We start from the raw sequence: 25,094 nt of genomic DNA, 5'->3' as shown, positions 1-25,094 counted from the left end.
TATCTCTGCCTCCTTATTTAAGAGCTTTAACAATCGTATTAACGTTATGCTTGACCATTCCAATATATGTTCCATCTTCTGTGCCCTCTTCACCCATGGCATCCGAATACAGCTCGCCACCAACCTTAATTATATGACCTTGCTGAGCGGCCCCCTGAATAACCGCATCTATGGCCTTTCTCGGAACACTAGATTCTACGAATATAGCCTTGATTTTATGTTCGACCAGATAATCTCGCAGCTTGGTCACATCTTGAGAACCCGCTTCTGATTCTGTGCTCATACCTTGAAGTCCTCTCACTTGAATGTGGTAGGCATCTCCGAAATAGCCGAAAGCATCATGTGCCGTGACAAGCACGCGCTGGGCTTCCGGTATACTGGCAATCTGCTCTCTCGTGTAATCATCCAGCTCTCGCAGCTCAGTAAGATAGCTTTCTGCGTTGGCCTTATATTCCTCCGCATGAACAGCGTCTAGCGCCGACAATTCATCTCTGACGGTTTCTACCGCAGACATCCAATTCTGTACGTTAAACCAGATATGTGGATCATGCTCAGATCCCATTTCCGGGCTACCTGCACGCAAGTGATCCTGGGCGATGTTTTTGGACACGGATATGACGGGTTTTTGCTTGCTGATTTTCTCCAGAATGTCCTGCATTTTTCCTTCCAGATGCAACCCGTTATAAAAAATAACGTCGGCCTGATCCAGCTTGCGCATATCTCCCTGAGAAGCCTTGTACAAATGCGGGTCAACGCCTGACTTCATAATTCCCGTGACCTCCACATAATCACCGCCGACCTTGCCGACAATGTCAGAGATCATACCGATGGTAGCCGTAGCCTTTATTTTTTGTCCCGCCTCTCTCGCAGTTCCCTGCTCCTTCTTCTTAGCATCGGTACATGCAGTCGCTAGAACTAGAGCTAGAGACAACACTCCAACCGTCGTTACCCATCGCGGCAAAGCCTTCTTAAACTGCTTGTTCATGTTTTAAAATCCTCCTTTGAATATTCGTTTTAAGACAAACTATTTCCTTGATTCAATTATTTTTTATCAATACTATATTTTAGAGTATACACTAAAGTTTTTACCTAGGGAAACATTTTATAAAATATAATTCTTATGTATTTCGTTATACCGTTCGATTTTCGTTCTCCCAATGTGTAATATATAGAAGATATCCAGTCATTAAACCAAAGAATACATATAAAGAGGTGCAGGTCATGGAGCCAACAGGATACAGCCCTTATCGGAACAAACGTCGGCAAGTTCGGATACGAAAAATACTGCTCATTTTTATGCTGGTGTGCTGTCTGCTTGCCCTAACTTCCTGTGCTCGAGGTGACATCCATGTAGATGTTCATCTCGATCAAAGTGTAGATATGGATGCAACGTTCAGTGTAAACAACCAGACACTGATGATGTTGGACAATCCCGGGCTGCTAGATCGATTAGTCAAGCGTATTCAAAGCAACAATGTAGATGTACAGCCGCTAGCTGAACAGGGAAGAAAGGGATATCAAATCAAGGGACATTATCAAGGAGATTGGAGCACAAACAAAAAAAATCCCAGTCAGGGATTAAATCTACCTGAGGGATTAGAAATAAAGCGTGCTGTGAGTCAACATTTTTTCACAACGAATATTGATCTTACCATGAAGCTCGATCTACCACGGATGCTTCCTAAAGAAGCTCAAGGACTGAGTGACAAATTTGAGCAAATGAATGTGTTTGCGCGCAAATTACTGGAGCGGCAGCTGGATCTTAACTTCAGCCTATCCTTACCCATCCAACCTGCTACCAATAATGCGGACCGTGTGTCGGAAGACGGAAAAACACTATATTGGGGCATTGCTCCTTTGGAATCTAACGAGCTAAAATTGTCTGTTAACGTACCCAATGTACGACATATCGTGTATGTAGCTGTTACGAGCCTGATACTGATCGTGATCGCTGTGATCTTACTAATTCGTAGACATCGCTCCAAAAAAGAAACTTAAAAAAGCAACTAAAGTGCGTGTTCAAAAAGTCGGCTTTTCAGGACCGAGAAGGTTGGATGAAGCTAGGGACTGAGTAGCGGAGCGTAGACAGATCTACGTGAGCAACGGAAGGCCCGGCTGAATTCAAGATTCGACGTCGAATCCGCTTCTTGATTAGCTTCGTTATGGAAAGACGACTTTTTGAACAACCTCTAAAAAAATCGTTGTCTAATTTCTGGTGGGGGGATCTGACATTGATCCTCTTCATCCTTGCCAAACCAACGATATCGGTTACGCGCCACCCAGTTATAGACTGCATTGCGCACAAAGCGGGGAACCAGGATGAACACATAGGCCAGCGGATATGGAAAACGAAGACGTTTGGCAATTCGCAAAGCTGCGGTTGACCTTGTATAATACGTACCGTCTTCAATCAGCACGAACGTATCCAACTGATCTGTAGATAGTCCTCCTGCACGTAATAGTTCTTGTCCTGCCTCAGATTGCAGGGAACCAAAATGAAATGTTCCCTTAGGGTCACGCTTGATAATAAAGCGGGCCGCTCCCTGACAAAAGTGGCATACCCCATCCACCAACACAATGGAATGATCTGAATGGGCATGATCAGACTGGTTCATAAATGCATTTCACCTCCAGAGAAATCAACGGCATGAATACCAGCAACGCAACCATATGAATATAAACAAAAAAACGCCGAAAGTATCCGACGCTTGTTTAGAAATGTATAGTCTTTACCTGTTCGAAAAACTAGCTCAATGCTTTCTCAAACAGCTGTTTCGTATTAATTTGCTCTAAAAACTCCTCATGGAACTTATCCATACACTTGCAGATAAAATCCTTATGGCATACCGGGCAAGGCGTCGTTAGCAGTCGACTAATATTCGTCAAGGTCCACTCCGGATTACGTTGAGAAAAAACGCGGCACTCCGTTCCATCGGCCAAACTCATTTTAAACTCATAAAGCCCTTCTTTTTCGTTGCTGCCAGCCAGCGTGAAATTAACAATATTCGGTCTGTAAGACATCATATCACCCGTATTTTTCAAATTTGTTTCGTACCTGATGACCAGAATCACCTAAGCCATCTTAATGAATTTTGGCGATGATGTCAAATGGTCGCGAATCTCAGCTAATCAAGATCTATGTGCAAAAGCCGCCAATAAATCGGCGGCCAGAGTGTAAAAGTTATAGAAATGCAGTCAAATGACATTGAGCTCGACATCAATGTTACCGCGTGTTGCTTTGGAGTATGGACAAAAATCATGTGCTTGGCGTGCCAAATCTTCGGCCTGGGCGCGTTCAATACCAGGTATTTTCACATCCAGACGTACCGCCAGCTGGAAGCCGCCATCGCTTGGGTCCTTGCCGATAGATACGTGGCTGGTGACCTCAACATTATCCACCTTCACCTTAGCCTTTCGGGCCACGTTAGCCAATGCGCTCTCATAGCAGGCACCATAACCTGCCGCAAACAATTGCTCCGGATTCGTAGCTTCTCCACCTGCGCCACCCAGTTCCTTCGGCGTACTGAGCTTATGCTTCAAAACCCCATCAGATGAAGCGACTGAACCGTCTCTTCCACCATGTACCGTTGCTGATGCTGTGTATAATGCTTCCATGATTTCATCTCTCCTTCTCTATATTATTTGCATTCCGCAGGAATCTATCGTCATGTTAATACATGATTTCCTTCTCGTATGTACTTTAAACGAACTACACAAAATGAATCATTTAAAACATGGAAGTTAACTGATTTATTTACCGTTTAATTCCACCTGAAACGCGTAAATTCGAAGAAAAAGGATTGCACCGGGCTATTTATCGTTTCAGTCCGAATGACTACAAGGAAATTGATAAAATATGGAACGGCGTTCACCCGGAAGATGGACAACCTTTGTATGTTAAAGACGGTCCTCCCGAAGGAGCTCCCATCCCCGATTTGGAGGAAAAGCCAGAAATGTTCTCCCCAGGACTATCCTCGGAAGAAATTGAGGAACTGGCTGCACGGCTCTCCCGCAATATTTAAAAGATGTAATTTAAAAAAAATCCAAAACGACCAAGCTGCTCCCATCAGAGTGATATAGCTTGGTTTTTCTATTGTTCAGCTTTATACGATGGCTATATTGCTTCAAAAATACGATTAACTTGCTTGACCACACAAAAGTTGCACTAGACAAAAACTATTGTGGGTGTACAATAGGGATAACACAATCGTTATGTCACTAATAATATATTTCAACATCAATAAAGAAGGTGAAGCGTATGAAAAATACAAAGGGCAACTTCGCGGAAATCGCTTCACTGTCGGAAGTGAATCGTTCCTTGAGCGTCCCGAAAGACGGGACCTGGTTTCGGAAGTTTCTTGCCTTTGCTGGACCCGGCTATATGGTCGCAGTCGGCTATATGGACCCCGGCAACTGGGCCACAGACATCGCCGGCGGATCGAAATTCGGCTACACGCTGCTTAGTGTCATTCTAATCTCCAACCTGATGGCCATCCTGCTGCAAGCCTTATCCGGCAAGCTTGGCATTGCCACAGGTAAAGATTTGGCTCAAATGTGCCGTGATGCCTATAGTCGTCCTGTCGCGATCGGCTTATGGCTATTGTGTGAAATTGCCATTGCAGCCATGGATTTGGCCGAGGTCATCGGTTCAGCCATTGCGCTGAAGCTGCTGTTCGGTCTACCGTTACTATACGGAGTTATCATTACAGCATTTGATGTTATGCTCATTTTACTGCTGCAAAACAAAGGTTTTCGGGCATTGGAAACACTTGTCATTGTGCTGATGGCGACGATTGCCGGCTGTTTTGGCATTAATCTCCTTTTGGCACAACCGGAATGGGGCGGCGTATTGGGCGGCTTTGTACCAGACTCGCAAATTTTGACGAATCCAAGCATGCTGTACATTGCCATCGGTATTATGGGCGCTACTGTAATGCCGCATAACCTGTATCTGCATTCTTCTATTGTACAAACTCGCAAATTTGAGCAGACTTCAGCAGGTAAACGGGAAGCTATTACATTTGCAACTTGGGATTCCAGTATAGCGCTGATGTTCGCTTTATTTATTAATGCCGCCATCTTGATCGTGGCAGCTGCTGTATTCCATACGGCAGGAAGAACAGATGTAGCCGAAATTAGTGATGCCTATTATCTGCTTTCGCCACTACTGGGAACCACACTGGCGAGTATACTATTTGGGGTGGCGTTACTCGCCTCAGGTCAAAATTCAACCGTTACAGGCACTTTAGCTGGACAAATCGTGATGGAGGGCTTTCTGAATCTTCGTCTTTCACCTTGGTTGCGTCGTCTGGTGACCCGACTCATCGCGATCATTCCAGCGGTTATCGTCACTGCAATCGCAGGTGAAAAAGGTGCGGAGGAACTGCTTGTGCTGAGCCAGGTCATCCTGTCCATCCAGCTTCCCTTTGCCATCATTCCATTACTGCTCTTTACCAGCGACAAAAAGATTATGGGTGAATTCGCAAATAAAATGTGGCAAAAAGTATTAACCTGGATCGTGACCGCTGTCATTATCATCTTGAATGTAGTGCTCATCATCCAAACGATTTCAGGTTAATCGGTAGCCAATATATGAATATATTAAAAAGGTATCTCACTTGCCCCAATGGCAGCGAGATACCTTTTTTTTGTTCATCCTATTTTATTTGTCCTGTATAAATTAAATTTTGTATAGCACTCACATAATAATGAGACTCGGCAGAAATCTCAAACCCTATTGACCGATAGAGGTTCAAGGCACGCTCATTTTGCGTAACTACTCCTAGTCGAATCTTAGTGTACTGCTTGGCAAGCAAGATTTTCACCAAACAAGCAAGAATTTCACGGCCATACCCTTTGCCTTGGTATAATGGATGTACACAGAAATCATGAATAACAGCTGTATCCGTATGAACATGATTGACTCGAATCATTCCGACCGGTGTCAGTCTATCTACAGCGAGGTAAGTTACACGTTCTGGTTCTCTCGTATGCTTAAAATAGTTCTTTGTGCAAGACTCGGAATCACCAAAAGCTTGCGATGAACATTCAACCATAAAATCAAAATCCTGATCTTCTTCTAGCCGCAAAACTAAGCCGGATTGATGTAACCTATCAGATTGGAACCGATTTAAATTCATGGAGAATTCAGACGTACTAAAGTTGGCCCCCAAGTGCTTCACACAATCTATTCCAGGTATTGAATTGGACGGGATTCTGATGCGACATGCTTTGATGCCTTGTAATTGTATCTCAGCTGCAGCATTGTACATTAAGGTGCGGAATACACCCTGGCGCCGATAATTAGGATGAACCATAGCGTTAATATTAGCTTCGATTTCATCTGATGTATACCAACTGAGATAGCCAATCAACTGGTTGCCCAATTGGCAAAGGATCGCTTTATCTCCACCATTTTCTTTAAGGCTTTCTATGCCCACTCTTAAACTTGATCCGTCGAAATTCTTGCATAGTTGTTCCAACATTCGTATTCGAGCAATCTGATGATCTGAAAAATCATTCATTTTAAAAAATTTATAATCTTGCATATTATTGGTTACCCTCATCAAGAAGAAACCACGCAGTTTATGGACGAGTAGGCGCTGTCCTTCTATAGTCTGTCCGCTTATTCATCGTTACCATTTGGACCGCCTCCTTGATCATATTTGAGTACTATTTTAACTTAATTATCAGACAAATCAATTTATTATATTCTCAACGCTTGGCAGGCTCTACCTTCATTTGCGCCTTAAGCGCGAGATTCAGCTTGAGCACGTTCACACGTGGCTCGCCGAACACCCCGGCGCTGCGGCCTTCTGTCTGCTCCTGCACCAGTGCTCTCAGTCGATCCTGCGGGATACCCGTCAAGCCACTAATGCGCGGAATTTGCACCCGTGCCGCCTGTGGCGAGATGTGCGGGTCCAGACCGGAGCCGGAGTTCGTAATCAGGTCCACCGGAACCTGACTGACGGGTACATCCGGGTTATGCTTCTGCCAATCCGCAATAGAGTCCTTGACTCGCTGTATCAAGGCTGGATTCGACGGCGCGTAGTTACTTGAGCCTGAACCAGCCCCATTGTAATCAACGCTCGATACCCGACCTTGAAAAAACGCCGAATCGGCAAAGGACTGCCCAATCAGTTCGGAGCCGACCACCCGCCCCTCCGCGTCACGAAGCATACTGCCGTTTGCTTGCTGTGGAAACAGAACCTGTGCTACTCCTGTACTGGCTAGCGGATATGCCAAACCGCACAAGAGAATCATCAGCACTGAAGTTCGCAAAGCCACTCCAATAACTGCACTTCCTCGCATCTCTTGTCTCTCCGGTTGTCCTTCTGACACTGTCCCGGTCCCTGTACGTTTGTTATGACCTTGCCCGCCAGATTCGGCTTTTTCGTGCGCAGTAAATCTGCGTCCAGACATCATCCGATAAAAACCACTCATGTCGCTCACCCTTTCTGCGCTAAATCCACAAATGCACCAGCAAATCAATGGCCTTAATGCCGACAAACGGTACGACCATACCGCCCAGACCGTAAATCAGCAAATTCCGTCCCAGCAGGCGATCCGAGCTCATCGGCTTATACTTCACGCCCTTCATGGCCAGCGGAATCAGAAGCGGAATAATAACCGCGTTAAAGATCAGCGCCGACAAAATAGCGGACAGCGGGGAGCCAAGCCCCATGACGTTCAAAGCACCCATTTGTGGAATGGCCAGCATGAACATCGCCGGGATGATGGCAAAATATTTGGCAACATCGTTTGCAATGCTGAACGTTGTCAATGCTCCGCGCGTCATAAGCAGCTGCTTGCCGATCGCGACCACCTCAATAATTTTGGACGGATCGGAATCCAAGTCCACCATATTAGCCGCTTCTTTGGCCGCGACTGTGCCGCTATTCATGGCAAGACCGACATCCGCTTGCGCCAGCGCAGGTGCATCATTGGTGCCGTCTCCGGTCATAGCAACCAGCTTACCCTGTTCCTGCTCACGTCGGATAACCGCTATTTTGTCCTCCGGCTTGCTCTCAGCTACAAAGTCGTCCACACCCGCTTCTCGTGCAATTGTAGCTGCTGTCAGTGGATTATCTCCGGTACACATGATCGTACGGATACCCATTTCCCGAAGCTGATCAAACCGTTCCTTCATGCCTGGCTTCACTGTATCCTTCAGATAAATAATGCCGTATATCTGATCATCCAGCGCGACTGCCAGCGGTGTACCTCCTTCAGAGGCTACCTGATTCGCTTTTTCCTCCAGATCAGCTGGAACACTGCCGTTTTGCGAGACGATCCATTGCCGAACAGAATCCACCGCGCCTTTGCGTACCTTTCGTCCATCGGCCAGATCCAGACCACTCATCCGGGTCTCCGCCTTGAATTCGATAAAGGTTCCACCTGCTGCCAAGGATGCATCCAGCGTATGCTCCTGTTTGCGCATCAATTCGAGAACCGAGCGACCCTCTGGCGTCTCATCCTTCATAGAGCTAATCGCTGCCCACTTCACTAACTTTGCCTTCTCCACGCCCTCTACAGGCACGAATTCACTCGCCATTCGGTTCCCGAAGGTGATTGTACCTGTTTTATCCAAAATCATCGTGTTGATATCCCCAGAAGCTTCTACCGCCTTGCCTGACATGGCCAGCACGTTAAACTGGGTGACCCGGTCCATACCGGCAATCCCGATGGCTGACAGCAGTCCTCCAATCGTGGTTGGAATCAGACAGACTAGCAACGAAATCAGCACAGGAACAGGCAAATCAATGTTAAAATGACGGGCAATCGGCGCTAGCGTAACCACTACAATTAGAAAAATAATCGTTAAGCTAATCAGCAAAGTGTTCAGTGCAATCTCATTCGGCGTTTTTTGCCGCTGTGCGCCTTCCACGAGCGAAATCATTTTATCAATAAATGTCTCGCCCGGCTCTGTCGTAATCCGCACCTTAATCCGGTCACTGACCACTCGCGTCCCGCCGGTTACCGAGCAAAAATCACCACCCGATTCCTTGATGACCGGAGCCGATTCGCCCGTAATTGCAGATTCATCCACCGAAGCCAGACCTTCAATGACCTCACCATCGCTTGGGATCATTTCGCCCTGGGAGACAATAACCACGTCCCCCTTACGCAATTCGGTTGAACTAACCACCTGAATGTCATTTCCGACGAGTTTGTTAGCTTGCGTATCCTGCTTGGATTTTTTTAAAGAGGCAGCTTGTGCCTTACCCCGCCCCTCCGCGAGCGCTTCGGCAAAATTAGCAAAAAGCAACGTAAACAACAGAATAACAAACACGGCCAGGTTAAAGCCCATTTCCTTGCCAGTTCCAAAATAACCGGGAAGCAGTAACATTAGCAGCACAACCAATGTACCGATCTCCACGACGAACATGACAGGATTCTTCATCATAATCATCGGATTTAATTTTATAAAGCTATCCTTGATCGCATGCTTCAAGATGCTTCTGTCCAGCATGTGTTTGCGTTGTTCCTTCATGATCAAACACCCCGTTCATCCATTCTCATTTTCTTCTTCACATGGTCAAAAATTCAGCAACAGGTCCCAATACGATGACGGGTAAAAAGGTCAACGCACCAATCAGCAGCACGACCCCGATCAGAATGGCTCCAAATAACTTGTTGTCCGTACGCAGTGTCCCCGTCGTCACCGGAGTCGGTGCTTTGGCATTCAATGAAGCCGCCACAGCCAACAATGCAATCATAGATACATATCGTCCGAAGAACATAACCAGCCCCGTTGTCATGTTCCAGAATACGTTGTTATCCGAAAGACCTTCAAATCCCGAACCGTTATTTGCAGCAGATGACGCATATTCATAGAGCACCTGAGTCAACCCGTGATAGCCAGGGTTAGTGACCGCGTCGTATCCCCAATGACTCATAAACGCAAGCGCAGTTGGGGCGAGAATGAGGAACGGATGTACCAAAATGGCAATCGCGATCAGCTTCATTTCCTTGCCTTCAATTTTCCTTCCCATAAATTCCGGAGTTCTCCCGACCATCAGTCCGCATATAAACACACCCAGAATCGCATACATCAGCATATTCATCAGCCCGACACCCTTGCCGCCAAAAATGACGTTTAGCATCATTTCTCCCAAAGCAGCCATGCCACCCAGTGGGGTTAGTGTATCATGCATATTATTGACCGAACCTGTCGTTGCCGCTGTTGTGACCGCAGTGAATAAAGCCGATTGTCCAATGCCGAAACGAACCTCTTTCCCTTCCATGCTTCCTTGAGAAGCATCCACACCCAGTGTCTGGATTAACGGGTTACCTGTCTTTTCAGACACGTACGTAATAGATAGAAAAATAAGAAACAATACCATCATGGAGCTAAAAATAATCCAGCCCTGCTTACGATTACGGGCAAACAATCCAAAGGTATACGGCAACGAAGCTGGCATTACCCACATTGCCAAAATTTCCAGCACGTTCGTCCAAGGACTTGGATTTTCAAAAGGATGCGCAGAGTTAGCTCCCGCATAACCGCCTCCATTCGTCCCCAAATGCTTGATGGACTCCAGAGAAGCAATGGGCCCCATAGAAATCTGCTGCTGTGTTCCGCTCAGCGTCGTAAGATCCGCCGTAGGCTGTAGCGTCTGTGGTACCTTCAATCCAACCAGCACCAGCGTAAGCACAAAGGCCAGCGGCAGGAAAATCCTTATAATGGCTTTAATAAAATCTTGAAAGAAATTGCCCATCCCTTCACCGCGCCGCGTCAATCCTCTCATAAAAGCCGCAGCAACCGCAAAACCGGAAGCAGCCGAAGTGAACATCATCATCGTGACGAACGCCATCTGTGTCAGATACGTAAGCCCGCTTTCTCCGCTATAATGTTGGAGATTCGTATTCGTCATAAAGCTGATTACCGTATTAAAAGCTAGTGATGCTTCCATATTACTGTTTCCAGCCGGATTACCGGGAAGCATTCCCTGTAAACGCAACAGCAAGTAGCTGATCGCCACAAGCACGACATTCGTTGCAATGAAACTCATAACATACGTAGTCCAACGCATGCTCTCCAGCTTCTTCAATCCTACTATCTTATAAATCAGCTTTTCTGTTCCGCCAAAAATCCGATCCGTCCGATTGGGTTCATTCGAGAATACATGATACATATAGGTGCCCACTGGCTTTACCAAGAGCAGCAATATGACGATCACAATTCCAATTTGAAGCAGCTCCATCCTTTATTCCTCCTTCAAAATGCTCCTGCGTTTGGAACAACAGACCTGCTTCCAGAGCACCAAACGTGTGCACACGTTTGCGAAAACCTGCTACCTATGATGCTTAATATTCAGATCTGTTGTTCCCGCCCGCTCTATCCCCTATAGCTGATTAGAACTTTTCAGGGTTCAGGAGTGCGTAGATTAAATACATAAACACAATAGCCGTAAGTCCAAGTATAACGATCATCCTCTTCGTCCTCCTTTAGAGGTCTGCGCATCACACCAGCGTACAAACAGCAGTATCACTCCATAACTCACAGCCATGACGAGCAGCATGTATATATCCATCATGTTTATACCCTCCGTATCGGTCCTCAGATCGCCATTCTTATTTGATCATAAAATCATAAAACAACTATGTTATAAGTGCTTATCCGTTCAGCAGAAAACCCACCTCTCCGTTCAATGTGTAGATCACATGATCCGCTCCCAATCCCCGATAAATTCCTTGTGGATTACAGCCGTGCGTAATAACATAGATCGATTCCGATGTTAGCGGCCGACATATTTGCAGGAAACGGCACGTCAGATTCAAGCTGTTCTCGAACAAATACACACTACCAATTTCTTTTTTTGGAAAATTCCATTTTCCCGCTTGCATGGTATTGATGCGGACAATGTGCTCCACACCCATTTTTTTGAGCTGTCGTTCCTCCTGGGCGCTATTCGTGAGAACTGCAAACGCCAATTTTTTGAAAATAAGCAATTTCACAAAACTTCTGCCCGCTTCATTCGGTGCAGTGACAATAATTAACCGACCTTCCATCAGTAGCTCCTCTCCCGGTATAAAAAGACAACAAAAAGAAGCCGAAGGAAAAAGGCTTTCCTCCGGCTTCTTACATATCCATGATAAAATAAACCATGGCTGCACACGGCGGTTTGTTGCCTCTCCCTGTACGCTTACGAGGTTAGCTGTCGGATTCGGACGTGAGAGTCGCCCTATTTCTGGCACTTGACCGGAAAATTCACCCCATGAGACACACGGCTTCCGAAGCCGTACAATCTCGATTGGTTCCCCCGCTTTTGCAACTGCAAAATTCAGCGCTATAGACATTTCGTTGTTGCTTCATTCAAGTTAATTTGAAATTACGTCTTGAATCATACACCCGCGCATGGAAGACTGTAAAGCTCAACTGCGGGGTTATAAATCGGCCTTTAGAGCCTAGGATATTAATAATAGCGCTTACAATGCAACTATGCTTCTCACAGCTCCTTCAATCTCTGTTTTTCATCCCTTTTCGAAAATGACAAGCATGTCAATATTGGCGTAGGGTAGAGCGTTTTTGGCCTTTTTTTGTAAAAAGAGAAGAAAATACGCTATATGTACCAGCTAAACACCGATTGAACCCGCTTTTATAAGAAGAAACACCTTAATTCGCTCCATTTGCGGTGCGATTTACTGTTTTGAACAAAATACGATTTTACAGCGGCTAAAGGCTTGATACAGCTTTTCAAAACTTGCAACCTCGCTTTTAATTGCTTACAATTTAATTGCTGAATATTGAATAAGGAGAGATACTATGACCGTTTATGAATATGATGCGCACACCCTGCAAGGGAAACAAATTCCGTTATCCACATATGAAGGGAACGTTCTGCTTATCGTGAACACTGCCAGCAAATGTGGGTTAACCCCCCAATACAAAGCGCTACAAGAGCTATATGACCAGTACCATGAACAGGGGCTCGAAATTTTGGGATTTCCCAGCAACCAATTTGCCAAACAAGAGCCAGGTTCCAGCGAGGAGATTTCCGAGTTTTGCCAGATCAATTATGGTGTTACCTTTCCGATGTTCGCCAAGACAGATGTCAATGGCGATCAAGCGCACCCCTTATTTCGTTACCTGACCCAAACTGCTCCGGGGGTATTAGGGTCCAAAGCGATCAAATGGAATTTTACTAAATTCTTAATTACACGAGAAGGTAACGTATTTAAGCGCTATGCACCGCAAACCACTCCAGATAAGCTGGCGGGAGATATAGAGAAGCTTTTGCAGCAAAACTGACATCCTTCTTTATCACAGTTAATAAATGACCTATTGTCTACCGTTGCTTCTGTGGCTAAAGGATATAACGAAAAATGCTTAACAAAAAAAGCATCCCTTCACGTAAACCGTGTCAGGATGCTTTTTTAACTGAGTCTTGCATATAATGCGGTCGAGAGGACTCGAACCTCCACGGGCGTACGCCCACTACCCCCTCAAGATAGCGTGTCTGCCATTCCACCACGACCGCAAATCATAATGTAATGAGGCAACAGATTTATTATACTCTCTCATCAACTATTTGTAAACAAAAATATAATAATTATTTTATATGTTATTTTAACTAACATGTATGAGCGATAAGAATATTTGATTTGACACAAAAGCTATTTAAATGTAAATATATATTACATATATTTCGAATATTTTTCGTTATCCCCAAGTAAAAAGTAAAATAACATAACATGACATAAGGATTCACTTCGAGGAGGCGAACCACCTTGCATAAAGGCAACCGCTTGCTGAACTATGCATTATTGTTGGACCCTTCCCTACCTGTTGGTGGCTTTACCCGTTTTAACGGACTGGAGAAACTATCGCGTAACGGACATTTGAACAGTCTACAAGACCTGGAACATTACATGCTGGATGATTTGTATCCTCAATTTACAACCGTTGACGGCATGGCTATCAAAAGTCTGTATGTCGCCATCCAGCAGAATGACAGTTGGCGGATCGCCCTCATTGATAAGATGCTGCATACCCAACGTCCCTCCTGGCAGCATGTGAAGGAGTTTCGTCTATCCGGTCAGCGTCTGCTCAAGCTCGCTAAGGCTCTTTATCCTTGGCTTGAATTTGACCAGTTGGAATCTATACTCATTCAATACAATGCGATTGGCACACTCGCTACCGTTCACACCTGGATTAACTTCCTCCTCGGAAACGATGTAGAACAGACCGTTCACGGCTATCTTAGCGCAGCGGTGTCCTTCTGTGTGGAAGATGCCTTCAAACTACTCAATCCTCCTTATGAGGAAAAGAACCCTCTTATGGAGCGTATGACAAGCGAGCTCCTCTCTGCCTGGAAGAAGCTTAACCAACCTGAGCCAACTGCATCTCAGCGTCGCTTTCTTCACAGACATTGGTCCAGCTCCTACATCACTCTACCTCTTTATATGAGCCATAATAACCAATTGGATGAACCTAGACTGTTTTCCTCCTCAGGTCTATTCAAACGCCTTCCAGCATCCCCCTGATGCGTCGTTTCGCCAATGTGGTCACAACACCAAAAACACTCTGTCCCTTTCCTCAGGTGGCAGAGTGTTTTTTATCCACATATAATCGCAATTCACACCATTAGCAGACTCTAGACGGATTATCAGAACCACCTAGCACTTAATTAAGTAATTAATTCAACAAAATGACGCATTTACGATTGTAAAAACACGTATAAAAGTGTATCATAGTGTTAGATGGTTAATTCTAACATGTTTACTGATGATTATTATAACACACCAATTATTCCGCAAGAATCCGTAAGGGGCGATTTCTCTTGAATAACAAAATGCCTGTCACCTCCTTCGGGTGGGCCATCAAACAACGGCTTGTCGAACTTCGACTGGATCAGAAAACATTTTGTGAGACACACAATATTCCGCCTTCACGCTTGTCCAATCTGATTCACGGCACCCGCAAAGCACAAAGGTACAGAAAACAAGTTGCTGCAATTCTGAACATCGACGATAACGATTATAAGGAGGCACCGCACTCTAAACCTAACAAGCATTCCAGTTACATATAGGTCATTCCATATCACCAAGAAACCAAATAGACCCGTAAAGCGAACCCCACTAGTTCGTTTACGGGTCTTCAACCCAGACGATCTTTAGCCAAAAAATTATTCCGGCTTTGTTTTATCCTTCTCACTTTTTTGCTTACGGTATTTCGCAAATTCAACATATTCTAAAATAAAATTCTGTTCTTCCGTCTCAAGATCTTCTGCCTGGCAATTCAGTGGCCCCATCACTCCAAAAAAATAAGCAGCCTTCTGCTCCTGAAGTACGCCTTCTCCTGGCTTAATCCCTTTCATTAACCAATCGAGCGATACATTAAAAAAGTCCGAAATCTGAATCAAATGGGTGGTACCCGGCGTTGTTTTCCCCCTTCTCCAATCACCGAGATTCCCTGAACTGATTTTAAGTTTTTCACAAAATGCCTTCTTGGTCATTCCGCGATCCTTAATCAAAGCTTCAATCCGCTGATAAATAGTTTGATCTCCCAAAATGTTTCCCCTCCGACACAGTAACTTTTTCTGAAATAATTTTCATTTTCAGCCTTACTCATTAATAATCCTCATCAAATCCTAAGCAACCATTACCCCATAGTAGAATTGCGCTGGTTTTTCTCTTTACGAAAGCGGGTAAATTCAATATACTCAAGTATAAAATTTCTTTCCGCCTCACTAAGCGGTTCCCCCTGGCAATTCAGTTGCCCTGAAGCGCCAAAAAAATAAGGGTCTTGCGACTCCTTTAGCACCTCACCCTGTACATCTCGACCCAGCATGATCCAATCCAGACTGGCATCAAAAAACGAAGCAATTTCAATGAGTTTATTCGTGCCCGGCGTCGTTTTTCCTCTTTTCCAATCCCCGAAGTTCCCTGTACTAATGCCTAACTGCTGGCAGAACGCCTTTTTCGTCATTCCCCGTTCCTTGATGAGTTCCTCAATGCGATGGTAAATAGATTGCATAGAAGTTCCTTCCTCCCTAGCAGGCTCTCAAATAACGATATCATGTTCTCTGTTCCCATTTCAAAGATCACGTATGCTAAAATTACCGAATTATGTATGTTGGTTTCCATTATACCACAACACGCAACAAAAACCGCCTGTTTTCCGAAGAAAGGGCGGTCTTTAAGCCAGTTCACTTACGCCAATCACGTAGCAGCGTTGTCGATTTTAAGTAAGATATGCTTCAATTCATTCAAAGTTTCACTCAGATGCAATAAATCTTCTTCTGGCAAATACACCAGTCTTTCTTGAATTTTATTGGAGAAGGTATGAAATACCTGTTCACAAAAAGCATCGCCTTCCTGTGTAATCGCCACATTCACGACTCTGCGATCCGAATCACACGATTGGCGGTCAGCCAACCCATGCTCCACCAACTTATCCAGAAGAGGAGTCATGTTTGGACGTGAGACATTAAGTTGTTTGGACAAATCGGATACTGTAGACGAACGCACTTCACGCAGAAGCATGAGCACTTGAAAGTTATTAGGCGACAAGTGTAATGGGAAATCGAGCGGACCGTAGGTGAAAAATTTCTTCTTCACAATCGGAAACAAGCCCAAAATATTTTCTGATATATTTCCTAACAGTTGAGTGTCCATATTTTTCACCGTCACTTCATAAGTTTATACTTATCATTCTATAACATTATGGCATTATATTATACTATGGAATCATTATTTCATCATAATCATTACTTTATTACATCACTACACAAATAAAAAAAGCCTCTACCGCGAGAGACTTTTCCGTTTATTCCATTGATGCGGTCGAGAGGACTCGAACCTCCACGAGCGTACGCTCACTACCCCCTCAAGATAGCGTGTCTGCCATTCCACCACGACCGCATAACAAAATATAAATGGTGAGCCATGAAGGACTCGAACCTTCGACACCCTGATTAAAAGTCAGGTGCTCTACCAACTGAGCTAATGGCTCATGCTGTTCATCCAAGCTGTCCGCCATTAGACCAGACCTCAGGAATTTCCCTTAAGCATGCAACATGTAGTCTATAAAGACAACAATGACCCGTAGGGGATTCGAACCCCTGTTACCTCCGTGAAAGGGAGGTGTCTTAACCCCTTGACCAACGGGCCTTATTATTATGCGCCAACTTGGCGACAAGAAAGAGTATATCAAATAGAATAACGAATGGCAATACTTATTTCTAAAATTTTTAAAAAAGCAGTTTTTATAAGTACAAAATTCGCATTCACTTACAATGCCTTATCTAAAATCACTAAAATCCTGAAAATAGCGATAAACGATTGCAATATCACTTGAATTTACTTATAATCACTTACGAGATACCGAAATAATTATATATTAGAGGAGCTTTTTATGTATCAGGAAGAACGAATGTTAAAAATCGTTGATTACTTACAGCTTCATAAGCGTATTTCGGTGGATGATATTTGTGAATTTTTTAATGTTTCACGAGATACGGCCCGTCGAGACCTCGTAAAACTTGAAGAGCATCAAAAAATTATTCGCACCCGCGGCGGCGCTCTTCTCCCTACACTTCATCACGATCCAATTGGAAATTATAATGAAAGACTACTTACTGTATCCGAGGAGAAACAAGTGATCGGACAACTGGCTGCCAGCATGGTACGAGATAAGGATCGTATTATATTGGATTCCTCTACCACCGTACAGGCGTGTGCAGAAAGACTGAATGTGCAGGAATGTTCGGTCATCACCAATTCAATCAATCAGGCTGACGTGCTATCTGGAAAAGACGGTGTCTCCATACATCTGTTGGGAGGCCGCCTGCAAAAAGAACACCGATATGTATATGGCTCCTCCGTGATCGCCACTTTGTCTCACTATTTTGTAGACAAAGCCTTTATCGGGATTGGTGGTATATCAGCCCACGGACTAAGCCTGATTCATGAAGAAGACGGTATGTTGAAGCATCAAATGATGAAACAGGCAGATCAGGTGATCGTCCTTGCAGACCATTCGAAATTCGGAATCAATTTTCCATATCGTTTTGCCGATCTGTCTGAAGTTAATATCGTGATCACCGACAGATTGCCAGAACCAGCGATGCTGGAAATTTTGCAACATTATGATGTGGAAGTTGTTGTACCCTCATAAAATACGAAACCGATTAGCTAGAACTCAAGACTTATCACAGAGATATCGAAAGACAGGAGCTGGGGAGAAATGAAACTGTTTGCGATTGATATGGATGGAACACTGCTGAACGAGGAAGGAAAAATAAGCAAAGTGAACGCGGAGGCTATACGCCAAGCACAGCAGCAAGGCGTTCAGGTGACAATTGCCACTGGTAGAGCCGCTTATGACGCCTGGACAAAGCTAGAGGAAGCAGAGCTTGTAACTCCCGTCATTGGAGCAAACGGCGCAACCGTACACGATGTGCATCGTCGTCAGTTAACCTCTACTCCTATGGGCCGCAGTGAAACGTTTGAAGTGCTGAGCTGGCTGCATGACAACGACTTTTACTATGAGGTCATGACAGACCGCGCTATTTATTCTCCACAAAACGGACACCAGCTGCTTGCTGTTGAAATGGACCGCTTGCTGAGCTCCAACCCGGATATTTCGCTGGATACTTTATTACATGCAGCTGAAAAACAATATGAACAGACCGGACATACCCGCATCGCTTCATATGAGGACATTCCACTGAATGCAGAGATTTATAACGTGCTCTGTTTCTCCTTTGATCAAGCCAAATTGGATTGGGGCCGGGAACGTTACCGAAGTTTTCAGGGGCTGAACATGGTCATCTCTTCAGACCGTAACTTTGAAGTCGAGCATAGGGATGCGTCTAAAGGTAATGCATTGCGTTATCTGGCGAATCATCTGAGCATTCCCATGCAAGAAGCTGTAGCGATTGGGGACAGCTACAACGATATCTCCATGCTGACGATGGCAGGAACAGGCATTGCCATGGGCAATGCAAAAGACGACATCAAGGCCGTCTGCTCCGAAGTGACTCTGACTAATGCGGAAGATGGCGTCGCTCATGCTCTGTTGAACATACTCAAGACAGTCGAGGCTGACAGCGTGAAATAGAAGTTATTGGCTGCGTACAAGACAGGCTAACGTCGCTTCATGCTGTACGCAGCACGTCCGCCTCTCCATTTAAACGATTTCAGTCCACCGTTATTCTCAAAGCAGATATAGACGAAAAGGACGCTCGCAAGCATCATTACAATGCATACGAGCGTCCTTTTTCTGCTTAAAATACCAACGGAGAGAGAGGGATTCGAACCCTCGCACCGCTTTCGCAGCCTAACCCCTTAGCAGAGGGTCCCCTTATAGCCACTTGGGTACCTCTCCATGGCTCCCCGAACAGGACTCGAACCTGTGACAACTCGATTAACAGTCGAGTGCTCTACCAACTGAGCTATCAGGGAACATTACTGTAAATTATCATACAGTATGGTTAATTTACCATGATTCAGGGGGTGCCGTCAAGTGCCAACAGGCGAAGCTTACCTCCACACTTCCCACAGCGATACCGCTGAGGATTCATCTTACGCTTGCGCATATACTCCTGTTTACAGGAAACGCATACTAGCTTGTAACGATAAGGCTGAGGCTTACGTTCCGTTCTTCCTGGCAGAGTCTGACAATGCCTGCTCCCTCCTACACGGGCAAGCCATGCTTTGAAGTCAGCATCTCGATGCTGATAGCCCATCCCTCGCAAATGTAAATGATAATGGCACAGCTCATGCTTAATAATTTTCTCCACCTCAGAACGTCCGTAAGCTGCGAGTTGATGTGGATTAATTTCAATATGATGACTTTTCATAAAATACCTACCGCCTGTGGAAGACAGGCGCGCATTAAAGGTGGCTTGATGTCGAAACGGCACGCCGAAGCTCTCCAGCGAAATGCGCTCTACCCATTCTTGAAGCTCTTCATTACTCATAGAACGGTTCATAGAATGGTTCATTGAATTGCTCAGGGACTTAGACTCCATCCTTCCGGTCTCTCCTCCTTTGCTCCTTACTGACAAGCATATTATAAAATAACGGCCGAAGTCTAACCCCCAATTCATAAGCACACTTTAGGTACCCACCCCATATGCTAAACATACAGAAGTAACGCAGAGGAGGAGATCGGCTTGCCTCAATGGCTCAGCAACCAGCTCATGCGGGCCTTTTACAAAAAGGACCGGCGCCAAATTAAACTGTTGAACGATTGTTGGTTTTTTTATCATAAAGCACCTGGCGTGGAGTTCGATGCCAACAACGGGTAGAAGCTAAGGCATCCAAAAATGAAAGCGGGAATCTCCGATGCAGTTCGGAGATTCCGGCTTTTGTTATACCTTCACAAGAAGGTTGTACAGCTTTATTTAAAGTATTATGCCTGCGATTGCGCCTCTGCAGGAGGTTTCATCGTCAGACCAACCCTGCCTTTTTTCAAATCAACATTTAACACCCACACCGTCACGTTATCACCGACAGATACGACATCCATCGGATGCTTTACGAAGCCACTGCGCAGCTGTGAAATATGAACCAACCCGTCACTTTTAATACCGATATCGACAAATGCGCCGAAATCAATGACATTGCGGACGGTTCCCTGAAGCTCCATACCCGGTGAGAGATCCTCGATCTTCAGCACATCCTTGCGGAATACAGGCAACGGCAGCTCGTCACGCGGGTCACGGCCCGGACGCTGGAGACTGTCCAGAATATCCTTCAGTGTTGGCACGCCGACTTCAAGCTTTGCAGCCAATTCGTCAATGTTGGACACGCTCAGTGCTTCCATTGCAGTCTTAGTACCCAGATCGTGGGCGCTGATGTCCAGTTCCGCTAACAGGCGGTCTACGACAGCATACGATTCAGGGTGAATCGGTGTACGGTCCAGCGGATTTTCTCCACCCGGTATACGGATAAAGCCTACAGATTGCTCATAGGTTTTTGCACCAAGGCGCGGCACCTTCTGCAACTGACGACGGCTGCTGAATTTACCGTTTTCCTCACGGTACTTAACGATGTTTTTGGCAATCGTCGCATTGATCCCCGCTACATAGGATAACAGCGCAGAGGAAGCCGTGTTCACATCCACACCGACATGGTTAACGGCTGATTCGACAACATCCTTTAAGCTTTCATCCAGATGTTTCTGCGACACATCATGCTGGTATTGGCCTACACCAATAGCCTTCGGCTCAATCTTGACCAGCTCAGCCAGCGGGTCCTGCACACGACGTGCGATGGAAGCCGCACTGCGCTCAGCCACGTCCAAATCGGGAAATTCCTCCTGTGCCAGCTTGGAGGCAGAGTATACGCTCGCGCCCGCCTCATTGACGATCAGATACGCTAGACTGCTGTCACCAATGTCCGCGATGACTTCCGCTACAAATTGCTCTGTCTCGCGCGAAGCGGTTCCGTTACCAATGACAATCAATTCGATACCATATTGGGCAATTAGCTGCTTGAACTTTTCAGCAGCCTCGCGCTTCTTGTTGTTCGGCGGTGTCGGATACGTCACAGCCACTTCGAGCAGCTTGCCGGTGTCATCGACAGCCGCCAGCTTACAGCCTGTCCGATAGGCCGGATCGACACCGAGCACACGTCGGCCCTTGATCGGAGCCTGTAGCAACAGGCTGCGCAAGTTGCCTGCAAAAATGGAGATGGCCTGCTGCTCGCCCTTCTCCGTCATTTCAGCGCGTACTTCACGCTCGATAGATGGCGCGATAAGTCTTTTATACGCATCCTCAATGACACTGCGCAGCAGATCTTGCACGACAGACGATCCTTTAATCACTTGGCCGGCCACGTAATTGTAAATGGAATCTGGCGCTACCTCCAGACCGACCTTAAGAATGCCTTCCCGCTCCCCGCGATTAATCGCCAGAATACGGTGAGGTGGCATTTTCTTAGCGAGCTCACGATAGCTGTAGTAGTTCTCATACACGGATTCTTGCTCCGCGTCCTTCGCTTCGGAGGTCAACATACCATGGTCCAGCGTGTATCGGCGTACCCATTGGCGAATAGCCGCATCATCCGCTATATTTTCAGCTAAAATGTCCAAGGCTCCTTGGATGGCCGCCTCGGCGCTGTCCACTCCCAGTTCCGCATTAACATAAGACTCGGCTTCTTTCAGGGCATCGCCCTGTTTCGGCTGGCTCCAGATCCAGATGGACAGCGGCTCCAGTCCCCGTTCCTTCGCTACACTGGCGCGGGTTTTGCGTTTTTGCCGATACGGACGATACAGATCCTCCACTTCCTGAAGTTTAACCGCAGAGGTGATAGCAGTCTGCAGGTCTTCCGTCAGCTTGCCCTGCTCATCAATAATGCGGATGACCTCTACCTTACGATCCTCCAGATTACGCAAATACACCACACGATCTTCAATTTCACGCAGCTGATTTTCATCCAGCTCTCCTGTCATTTCCTTACGATAACGCGCGATAAAAGGAATTGTATTCCCTTCATCCAACAAACTGATCGTTGTCCGGATTTGCTTGAGTGCCAGCGACAGCTCTCTCGCCACTTGTTTGACAATCCGCTCTTGGCGTTCTGCTTCGTTCGGCTCCTGCCGGATTTCCGTCTTCGTTTCCTCGTTAGACAAACCTATCCCTTCTTCCTCACAGCTCTTGTCATACACCATGTCTTTCATTATCACAAAAAATGATTCAAAGCGCCAGCAGGTGACGTTAAAGCAAGCCCTACCTGCATTTTTCATTGGACACGCAAAAGGACAGCGCCCAAGCGCTGCCCTTTTCCCGTTTCACTCGTCGTTCCATCACGCTAAAAATCAATCAAACCGAGACTGATTTGTAGCGAATCGCTCACTTTGCGCATGGTTTCTTCATCTAAATGGGTGATTTTGTCGGTAAGCCTTTGCTTGTCGATCGTCCGAATTTGCTCCAGAAGAACAACAGAATCACGATCAAAGCCATGCGTCGCCGCGTCGATTTCCACGTGTGTAGGCAGCTTTGCCTTCTGAATCTGAGCGGTGATAGCTGCTACGATCACAGTAGGACTAAACCGGTTGCCGATATCATTTTGAATGATCAGCACAGGTCTGACGCCACCTTGCTCGGAACCGACTACGGGTGAAAGGTCTGCAAAAAAAACGTCGCCGCGCTTTACGATCAATATGGATTACACCCCGCTAACTGTACGGCCCAAGGTGCTGTTTGCATCTTCCTCCGCGTGAAAGGCTTCGGATGCCATGGTTAAGTTAATTTTAGCCATTTCCATGTATCCACGCTGCATAGCTTCACGAATGTAACGTTTTTTACGTTCGCCTACATACAGCTTCATGGCCTGCCTGATAAATTCACTGCGGTTGGAATTTTCCATAGCTACGATCCCGTCCACTTCCTGCAAGAGATGATCTGGCAAACTGATCATTATTCTTTTGGTGTTCTGCAAATTGGCCAACTTCTCTTCCACCCCCAAAACCTTGTCGCCATTGTACCATTATAACGTTATTCCCGGTAATTTATTCAAACGGAATACAAGAGAATGTATATGATATTCGTATATCATCTATGCTGCATTCCATTATAAACTACGCAGTTCGTTTTCGTACAGGCGTTTGATCCCCGAAATACAAGTGTCAGCGGAGCCTGATGCGTCTTTTGACAGTTATAGCGCTCTTTTCTTTCCTTTGTACATATTTCGGGACGTTCTGCGAAAACTCCTGCTTTTATTCGGTAATTTGCGTTATGAAATTAATTCCAGCGGGTTGGAAGAAGCGAGTTCACTCGAACAACAGGAACATGACCTCGTGTGTATACACGCGGTACCCTATCTGCGATCATGCAGATCACCTCATAGTGGATCGTACCAAGCTTGGATGCCAACTCATCCGCCGCGATAGTTTCGCCGGACTGCTGGCCGATGAGAACAACCTCTTCGCCGGTTTGGATTTCTTCCGCATCTTCTGCGAAAGATTGTAAGGATACCATACACTGGTCCATGCAAATCGTACCGAGTACCGGGACGCGGCGACCGCGTATCAACACTTCGATCTTCCCACTCAGCATGCGGGAGTATCCATCCGCATAGCCGATTGGCAGTGTACCGATCCGTTCTTCACTGGAGGTTACATACCGGGTGCCATAACTAACTCCCCAGCCGGGAGGAAGCGTTTTGGTGTAAACCACCGCCGTCTTCAATGACAATACTGGCAGCAGCTCAATGGCTTGCCGATTAACCTCATCAGACGGATACAGACCGTATATACTGATACCAATCCGCACCATATTGGGGGAAAGAGAAGGGGTATCAATGGTGGCGGCGCTATTGCCCGTATGTATAATGGGAATGGTAATACCTTGTTCCCTTAGCGCTTCCGCCACGCCCCGAAACCGATCATATTGTAGCAGTGTATAGCTTTTGTCTTCTTCATCCGCGCGGGCAAAATGGGTGTACATGCCTTCCAGCAGCACCTGCTCTAATTTGTGAGCCTGCCGGACAAAAGCCATAGCCTCTTCTCCAGGCAGCAAACCCAGTCTTCCCATGCCACTGTCTATTTTGATGTGCACCTTCAGCTTGCGTTCGTTTCCTTGGCGGTCCAGTCTGCGGATACCCTCCAGCACTTCTTCACTGAACACAGTCAATGAGATATCATGCTCCCAAGCCGTTTGTACAGCTTCCGGTGAGGTATAGCCGAGTACAAGAATCGGTAGCTGAACCCCCGCATGACGAAGCTCCAACGCTTCATCCAGAAAAGCGACGCTCAAATAATCCGCACCAAGGCGTTCCAATTCCTTTGAAATTTCCACGGCACCGTGTCCGTAGGCATTAGCCTTGACACAGACCAGTATCAGCTTATCCGCTGGCAATGCCTTGCGAAAAGCTTCATAGTTGGCGCCAAGGTGATCCAGGTTGATTTCGGCCCGGGTCGATCTGTATTGTGCTTGCAAATCCAGTCACCTTCTTCAATTGTTAGCCTGTAACATAACCTTTTACCATTCGGAGTGTGGCAAAGTTCTTGCTTCCAAAGGTTAATGGTAATGTTCAAAAACGTGGCTGTCAATGGCAGGAGACGTTTGCCTGCATCCTCTACAATGAACACGACATACAAGCGGTGCACATCCTAGACCGCGAATGAACAAAAGACG

The 25,094-nt window shown here is 46.0% G+C and carries 27 protein-coding genes, 6 tRNA genes and 1 riboswitch; of the genes, 9 read left to right on the top strand and 24 right to left on the bottom strand.

What is annotated here, in order from left to right:
• Window positions 1–13: 13 nt before the first annotated feature.
• Complete coding sequence (locus ACUUJN_RS06770; protein ID WP_053324903.1) at window positions 14–985, bottom strand: metal ABC transporter solute-binding protein, Zn/Mn family; 972 nt, start codon at window positions 983–985, stop codon at window positions 14–16.
• Window positions 986–1,221: 236 nt separating this feature from the next.
• Between ACUUJN_RS06770 and ACUUJN_RS06765 the strand changes: the two genes are divergently transcribed.
• A complete protein-coding gene (locus ACUUJN_RS06765) occupies window positions 1,222–1,998 on the top strand; it encodes a DUF3153 domain-containing protein (protein ID WP_484669423.1) in 777 nt (258 codons plus the stop codon).
• Window positions 1,999–2,189: 191 nt separating this feature from the next.
• Here ACUUJN_RS06765 and ACUUJN_RS06760 read toward each other — a convergent pair whose 3' ends face one another.
• From ACUUJN_RS06760 to ACUUJN_RS06750, 3 genes are all read right to left on the bottom strand, one after another.
• Entirely contained in the window at window positions 2,190–2,615 is a 426-nt protein-coding gene (locus tag ACUUJN_RS06760; RefSeq protein ID WP_023987611.1) for a thiol-disulfide oxidoreductase DCC family protein, read from the bottom strand.
• A gap of 130 nt (window positions 2,616–2,745) precedes the next feature.
• The gene (locus ACUUJN_RS06755; protein ID WP_025722703.1) at window positions 2,746–3,072 is read right to left on the bottom strand and encodes a hypothetical protein; all 327 of its coding nucleotides are present in this window, start codon (window positions 3,070–3,072) and stop codon (window positions 2,746–2,748) included.
• Window positions 3,073–3,195: 123 nt separating this feature from the next.
• Window positions 3,196–3,615 carry an organic hydroperoxide resistance protein gene (locus ACUUJN_RS06750; RefSeq protein WP_013309264.1) on the bottom strand — a complete coding sequence of 140 codons (420 nt, stop codon included), beginning with the start codon at window positions 3,613–3,615 and terminating at the stop codon, window positions 3,196–3,198.
• A gap of 137 nt (window positions 3,616–3,752) precedes the next feature.
• Between ACUUJN_RS06750 and ACUUJN_RS06745 the strand changes: the two genes are divergently transcribed.
• On the top strand, window positions 3,753–4,022 hold the full coding sequence (locus ACUUJN_RS06745; protein WP_081327499.1) for a manganese catalase family protein: 270 nt from the start codon (window positions 3,753–3,755) through the stop codon (window positions 4,020–4,022).
• A 236-nt stretch (window positions 4,023–4,258) separates the two neighbouring features.
• On the top strand, window positions 4,259–5,578 hold the full coding sequence (locus tag ACUUJN_RS06740) for an Nramp family divalent metal transporter (RefSeq protein ID WP_023987609.1): 1,320 nt from the start codon (window positions 4,259–4,261) through the stop codon (window positions 5,576–5,578).
• Between the two features lie 79 nt (window positions 5,579–5,657).
• On the opposite strand, the gene ACUUJN_RS06735 is transcribed toward ACUUJN_RS06740, so the two are convergent.
• The 6 genes from ACUUJN_RS06735 to ACUUJN_RS06710 all read right to left on the bottom strand — a co-directional run bounded on the left by ACUUJN_RS06735 (window position 5,658) and on the right by ACUUJN_RS06710 (window position 12,015).
• Window positions 5,658–6,548, bottom strand: a complete 891-nt coding sequence (locus ACUUJN_RS06735) for a GNAT family N-acetyltransferase (RefSeq protein ID WP_053324900.1) — start codon at window positions 6,546–6,548, stop codon at window positions 5,658–5,660.
• A 166-nt stretch (window positions 6,549–6,714) separates the two neighbouring features.
• Window positions 6,715–7,443 (bottom strand): potassium-transporting ATPase subunit KdpC, encoded by a 729-nt coding sequence (gene kdpC / locus ACUUJN_RS06730; protein ID WP_484669422.1) that lies wholly within the window; start codon window positions 7,441–7,443, stop codon window positions 6,715–6,717.
• Between the two features lie 19 nt (window positions 7,444–7,462).
• Window positions 7,463–9,493: a potassium-transporting ATPase subunit KdpB gene (gene kdpB, locus ACUUJN_RS06725; RefSeq protein WP_068939862.1), complete on the bottom strand. Its 2,031-nt coding sequence runs from the start codon at window positions 9,491–9,493 to the stop codon at window positions 7,463–7,465.
• Window positions 9,494–9,530: 37 nt separating this feature from the next.
• Window positions 9,531–11,207 carry a potassium-transporting ATPase subunit KdpA gene (gene kdpA / locus ACUUJN_RS06720; RefSeq protein ID WP_068939857.1) on the bottom strand — a complete coding sequence of 559 codons (1,677 nt, stop codon included), beginning with the start codon at window positions 11,205–11,207 and terminating at the stop codon, window positions 9,531–9,533.
• A gap of 151 nt (window positions 11,208–11,358) precedes the next feature.
• Entirely contained in the window at window positions 11,359–11,436 is a 78-nt protein-coding gene (locus tag ACUUJN_RS06715) for a potassium-transporting ATPase subunit F (RefSeq protein ID WP_071559652.1), read from the bottom strand.
• Between the two features lie 183 nt (window positions 11,437–11,619).
• A complete protein-coding gene (locus ACUUJN_RS06710) occupies window positions 11,620–12,015 on the bottom strand; it encodes a hypothetical protein (protein WP_023987603.1) in 396 nt (131 codons plus the stop codon).
• 115 nt (window positions 12,016–12,130) lie between these two features.
• Window positions 12,131–12,303: riboswitch (cyclic di-AMP (ydaO/yuaA leader) on the bottom strand.
• A 466-nt stretch (window positions 12,304–12,769) separates the two neighbouring features.
• On the opposite strand from ACUUJN_RS06710, the gene ACUUJN_RS06705 reads away from it, so the two are divergent.
• On the top strand, window positions 12,770–13,255 hold the full coding sequence (locus ACUUJN_RS06705) for a glutathione peroxidase (RefSeq protein ID WP_023987602.1): 486 nt from the start codon (window positions 12,770–12,772) through the stop codon (window positions 13,253–13,255).
• A gap of 146 nt (window positions 13,256–13,401) precedes the next feature.
• On the opposite strand, the gene ACUUJN_RS06700 is transcribed toward ACUUJN_RS06705, so the two are convergent.
• Window positions 13,402–13,484, bottom strand: a tRNA-Leu gene (locus ACUUJN_RS06700).
• Window positions 13,485–13,752: 268 nt separating this feature from the next.
• Between ACUUJN_RS06700 and ACUUJN_RS06695 the strand changes: the two genes are divergently transcribed.
• Window positions 13,753–14,490: an urease accessory protein UreF gene (locus tag ACUUJN_RS06695; protein WP_028543043.1), complete on the top strand. Its 738-nt coding sequence runs from the start codon at window positions 13,753–13,755 to the stop codon at window positions 14,488–14,490.
• 296 nt (window positions 14,491–14,786) lie between these two features.
• Window positions 14,787–15,035 (top strand): hypothetical protein, encoded by a 249-nt coding sequence (locus ACUUJN_RS06690; protein WP_013309254.1) that lies wholly within the window; start codon window positions 14,787–14,789, stop codon window positions 15,033–15,035.
• Between the two features lie 96 nt (window positions 15,036–15,131).
• Here the strand turns inward: ACUUJN_RS06690 and ACUUJN_RS06685 are convergent, their stop codons facing one another.
• The 6 genes from ACUUJN_RS06685 to ACUUJN_RS06660 all read right to left on the bottom strand — a co-directional run bounded on the left by ACUUJN_RS06685 (window position 15,132) and on the right by ACUUJN_RS06660 (window position 17,118).
• Window positions 15,132–15,515 (bottom strand): helix-turn-helix domain-containing protein, encoded by a 384-nt coding sequence (locus ACUUJN_RS06685; RefSeq protein ID WP_013309253.1) that lies wholly within the window; start codon window positions 15,513–15,515, stop codon window positions 15,132–15,134.
• A 92-nt stretch (window positions 15,516–15,607) separates the two neighbouring features.
• A complete protein-coding gene (locus ACUUJN_RS06680; protein WP_028543045.1) occupies window positions 15,608–15,982 on the bottom strand; it encodes a helix-turn-helix domain-containing protein in 375 nt (124 codons plus the stop codon).
• Between the two features lie 185 nt (window positions 15,983–16,167).
• Window positions 16,168–16,623 carry a MarR family winged helix-turn-helix transcriptional regulator gene (locus tag ACUUJN_RS06675; RefSeq protein ID WP_068939855.1) on the bottom strand — a complete coding sequence of 152 codons (456 nt, stop codon included), beginning with the start codon at window positions 16,621–16,623 and terminating at the stop codon, window positions 16,168–16,170.
• Between the two features lie 163 nt (window positions 16,624–16,786).
• Window positions 16,787–16,869 (bottom strand) — tRNA-Leu (locus tag ACUUJN_RS06670).
• A 15-nt stretch (window positions 16,870–16,884) separates the two neighbouring features.
• Window positions 16,885–16,960 (bottom strand) — tRNA-Lys (locus tag ACUUJN_RS06665).
• A gap of 86 nt (window positions 16,961–17,046) precedes the next feature.
• Window positions 17,047–17,118, bottom strand: a tRNA-Glu gene (locus tag ACUUJN_RS06660).
• A gap of 244 nt (window positions 17,119–17,362) precedes the next feature.
• Between ACUUJN_RS06660 and ACUUJN_RS06655 the strand changes: the two genes are divergently transcribed.
• Window positions 17,363–18,124: a DeoR/GlpR family DNA-binding transcription regulator gene (locus ACUUJN_RS06655; RefSeq protein ID WP_068939853.1), complete on the top strand. Its 762-nt coding sequence runs from the start codon at window positions 17,363–17,365 to the stop codon at window positions 18,122–18,124.
• A 69-nt stretch (window positions 18,125–18,193) separates the two neighbouring features.
• Window positions 18,194–19,069, top strand: coding sequence for a Cof-type HAD-IIB family hydrolase (locus tag ACUUJN_RS06650; protein WP_484669421.1), 876 nt, complete (start codon window positions 18,194–18,196; stop codon window positions 19,067–19,069).
• Window positions 19,070–19,247: 178 nt separating this feature from the next.
• Here the strand turns inward: ACUUJN_RS06650 and ACUUJN_RS06645 are convergent.
• From ACUUJN_RS06645 to ACUUJN_RS06635, 3 genes are all read right to left on the bottom strand, one after another.
• Window positions 19,248–19,336, bottom strand: a tRNA-Ser gene (locus tag ACUUJN_RS06645).
• Window position 19,337: 1 nt separating this feature from the next.
• Window positions 19,338–19,413 (bottom strand) — tRNA-Asn (locus tag ACUUJN_RS06640).
• Window positions 19,414–19,457: 44 nt separating this feature from the next.
• Entirely contained in the window at window positions 19,458–19,982 is a 525-nt protein-coding gene (locus ACUUJN_RS06635; RefSeq protein WP_068939849.1) for a SprT family protein, read from the bottom strand.
• Window positions 19,983–20,126: 144 nt separating this feature from the next.
• On the opposite strand from ACUUJN_RS06635, the gene cmpA reads away from it, so the two are divergent.
• Window positions 20,127–20,261 carry a cortex morphogenetic protein CmpA gene (cmpA, locus tag ACUUJN_RS06630; protein ID WP_007429337.1) on the top strand — a complete coding sequence of 45 codons (135 nt, stop codon included), beginning with the start codon at window positions 20,127–20,129 and terminating at the stop codon, window positions 20,259–20,261.
• 104 nt (window positions 20,262–20,365) lie between these two features.
• Here cmpA and ACUUJN_RS06625 read toward each other — a convergent pair whose 3' ends face one another.
• From ACUUJN_RS06625 to alr, 4 genes are all read right to left on the bottom strand, one after another.
• On the bottom strand, window positions 20,366–22,588 hold the full coding sequence (locus tag ACUUJN_RS06625) for a Tex family protein (protein ID WP_484669420.1): 2,223 nt from the start codon (window positions 22,586–22,588) through the stop codon (window positions 20,366–20,368).
• A 179-nt stretch (window positions 22,589–22,767) separates the two neighbouring features.
• Complete coding sequence (locus ACUUJN_RS06620) at window positions 22,768–23,118, bottom strand: type II toxin-antitoxin system PemK/MazF family toxin (protein ID WP_007429335.1); 351 nt, start codon at window positions 23,116–23,118, stop codon at window positions 22,768–22,770.
• A 6-nt stretch (window positions 23,119–23,124) separates the two neighbouring features.
• Window positions 23,125–23,406 carry a CopG family ribbon-helix-helix protein gene (locus ACUUJN_RS06615; RefSeq protein WP_007429334.1) on the bottom strand — a complete coding sequence of 94 codons (282 nt, stop codon included), beginning with the start codon at window positions 23,404–23,406 and terminating at the stop codon, window positions 23,125–23,127.
• 293 nt (window positions 23,407–23,699) lie between these two features.
• Complete coding sequence (alr, locus tag ACUUJN_RS06610; protein ID WP_484669419.1) at window positions 23,700–24,896, bottom strand: alanine racemase; 1,197 nt, start codon at window positions 24,894–24,896, stop codon at window positions 23,700–23,702.
• Between the last annotated feature and the right edge of the window lie 198 nt (window positions 24,897–25,094).

Source organism: Paenibacillus sp. LRG-1, from assembly GCF_057220305.1.
The sequence above is the reverse complement of the archived record's forward strand: the minus strand, read 5'-3'. Positions and strand labels throughout refer to the sequence as shown.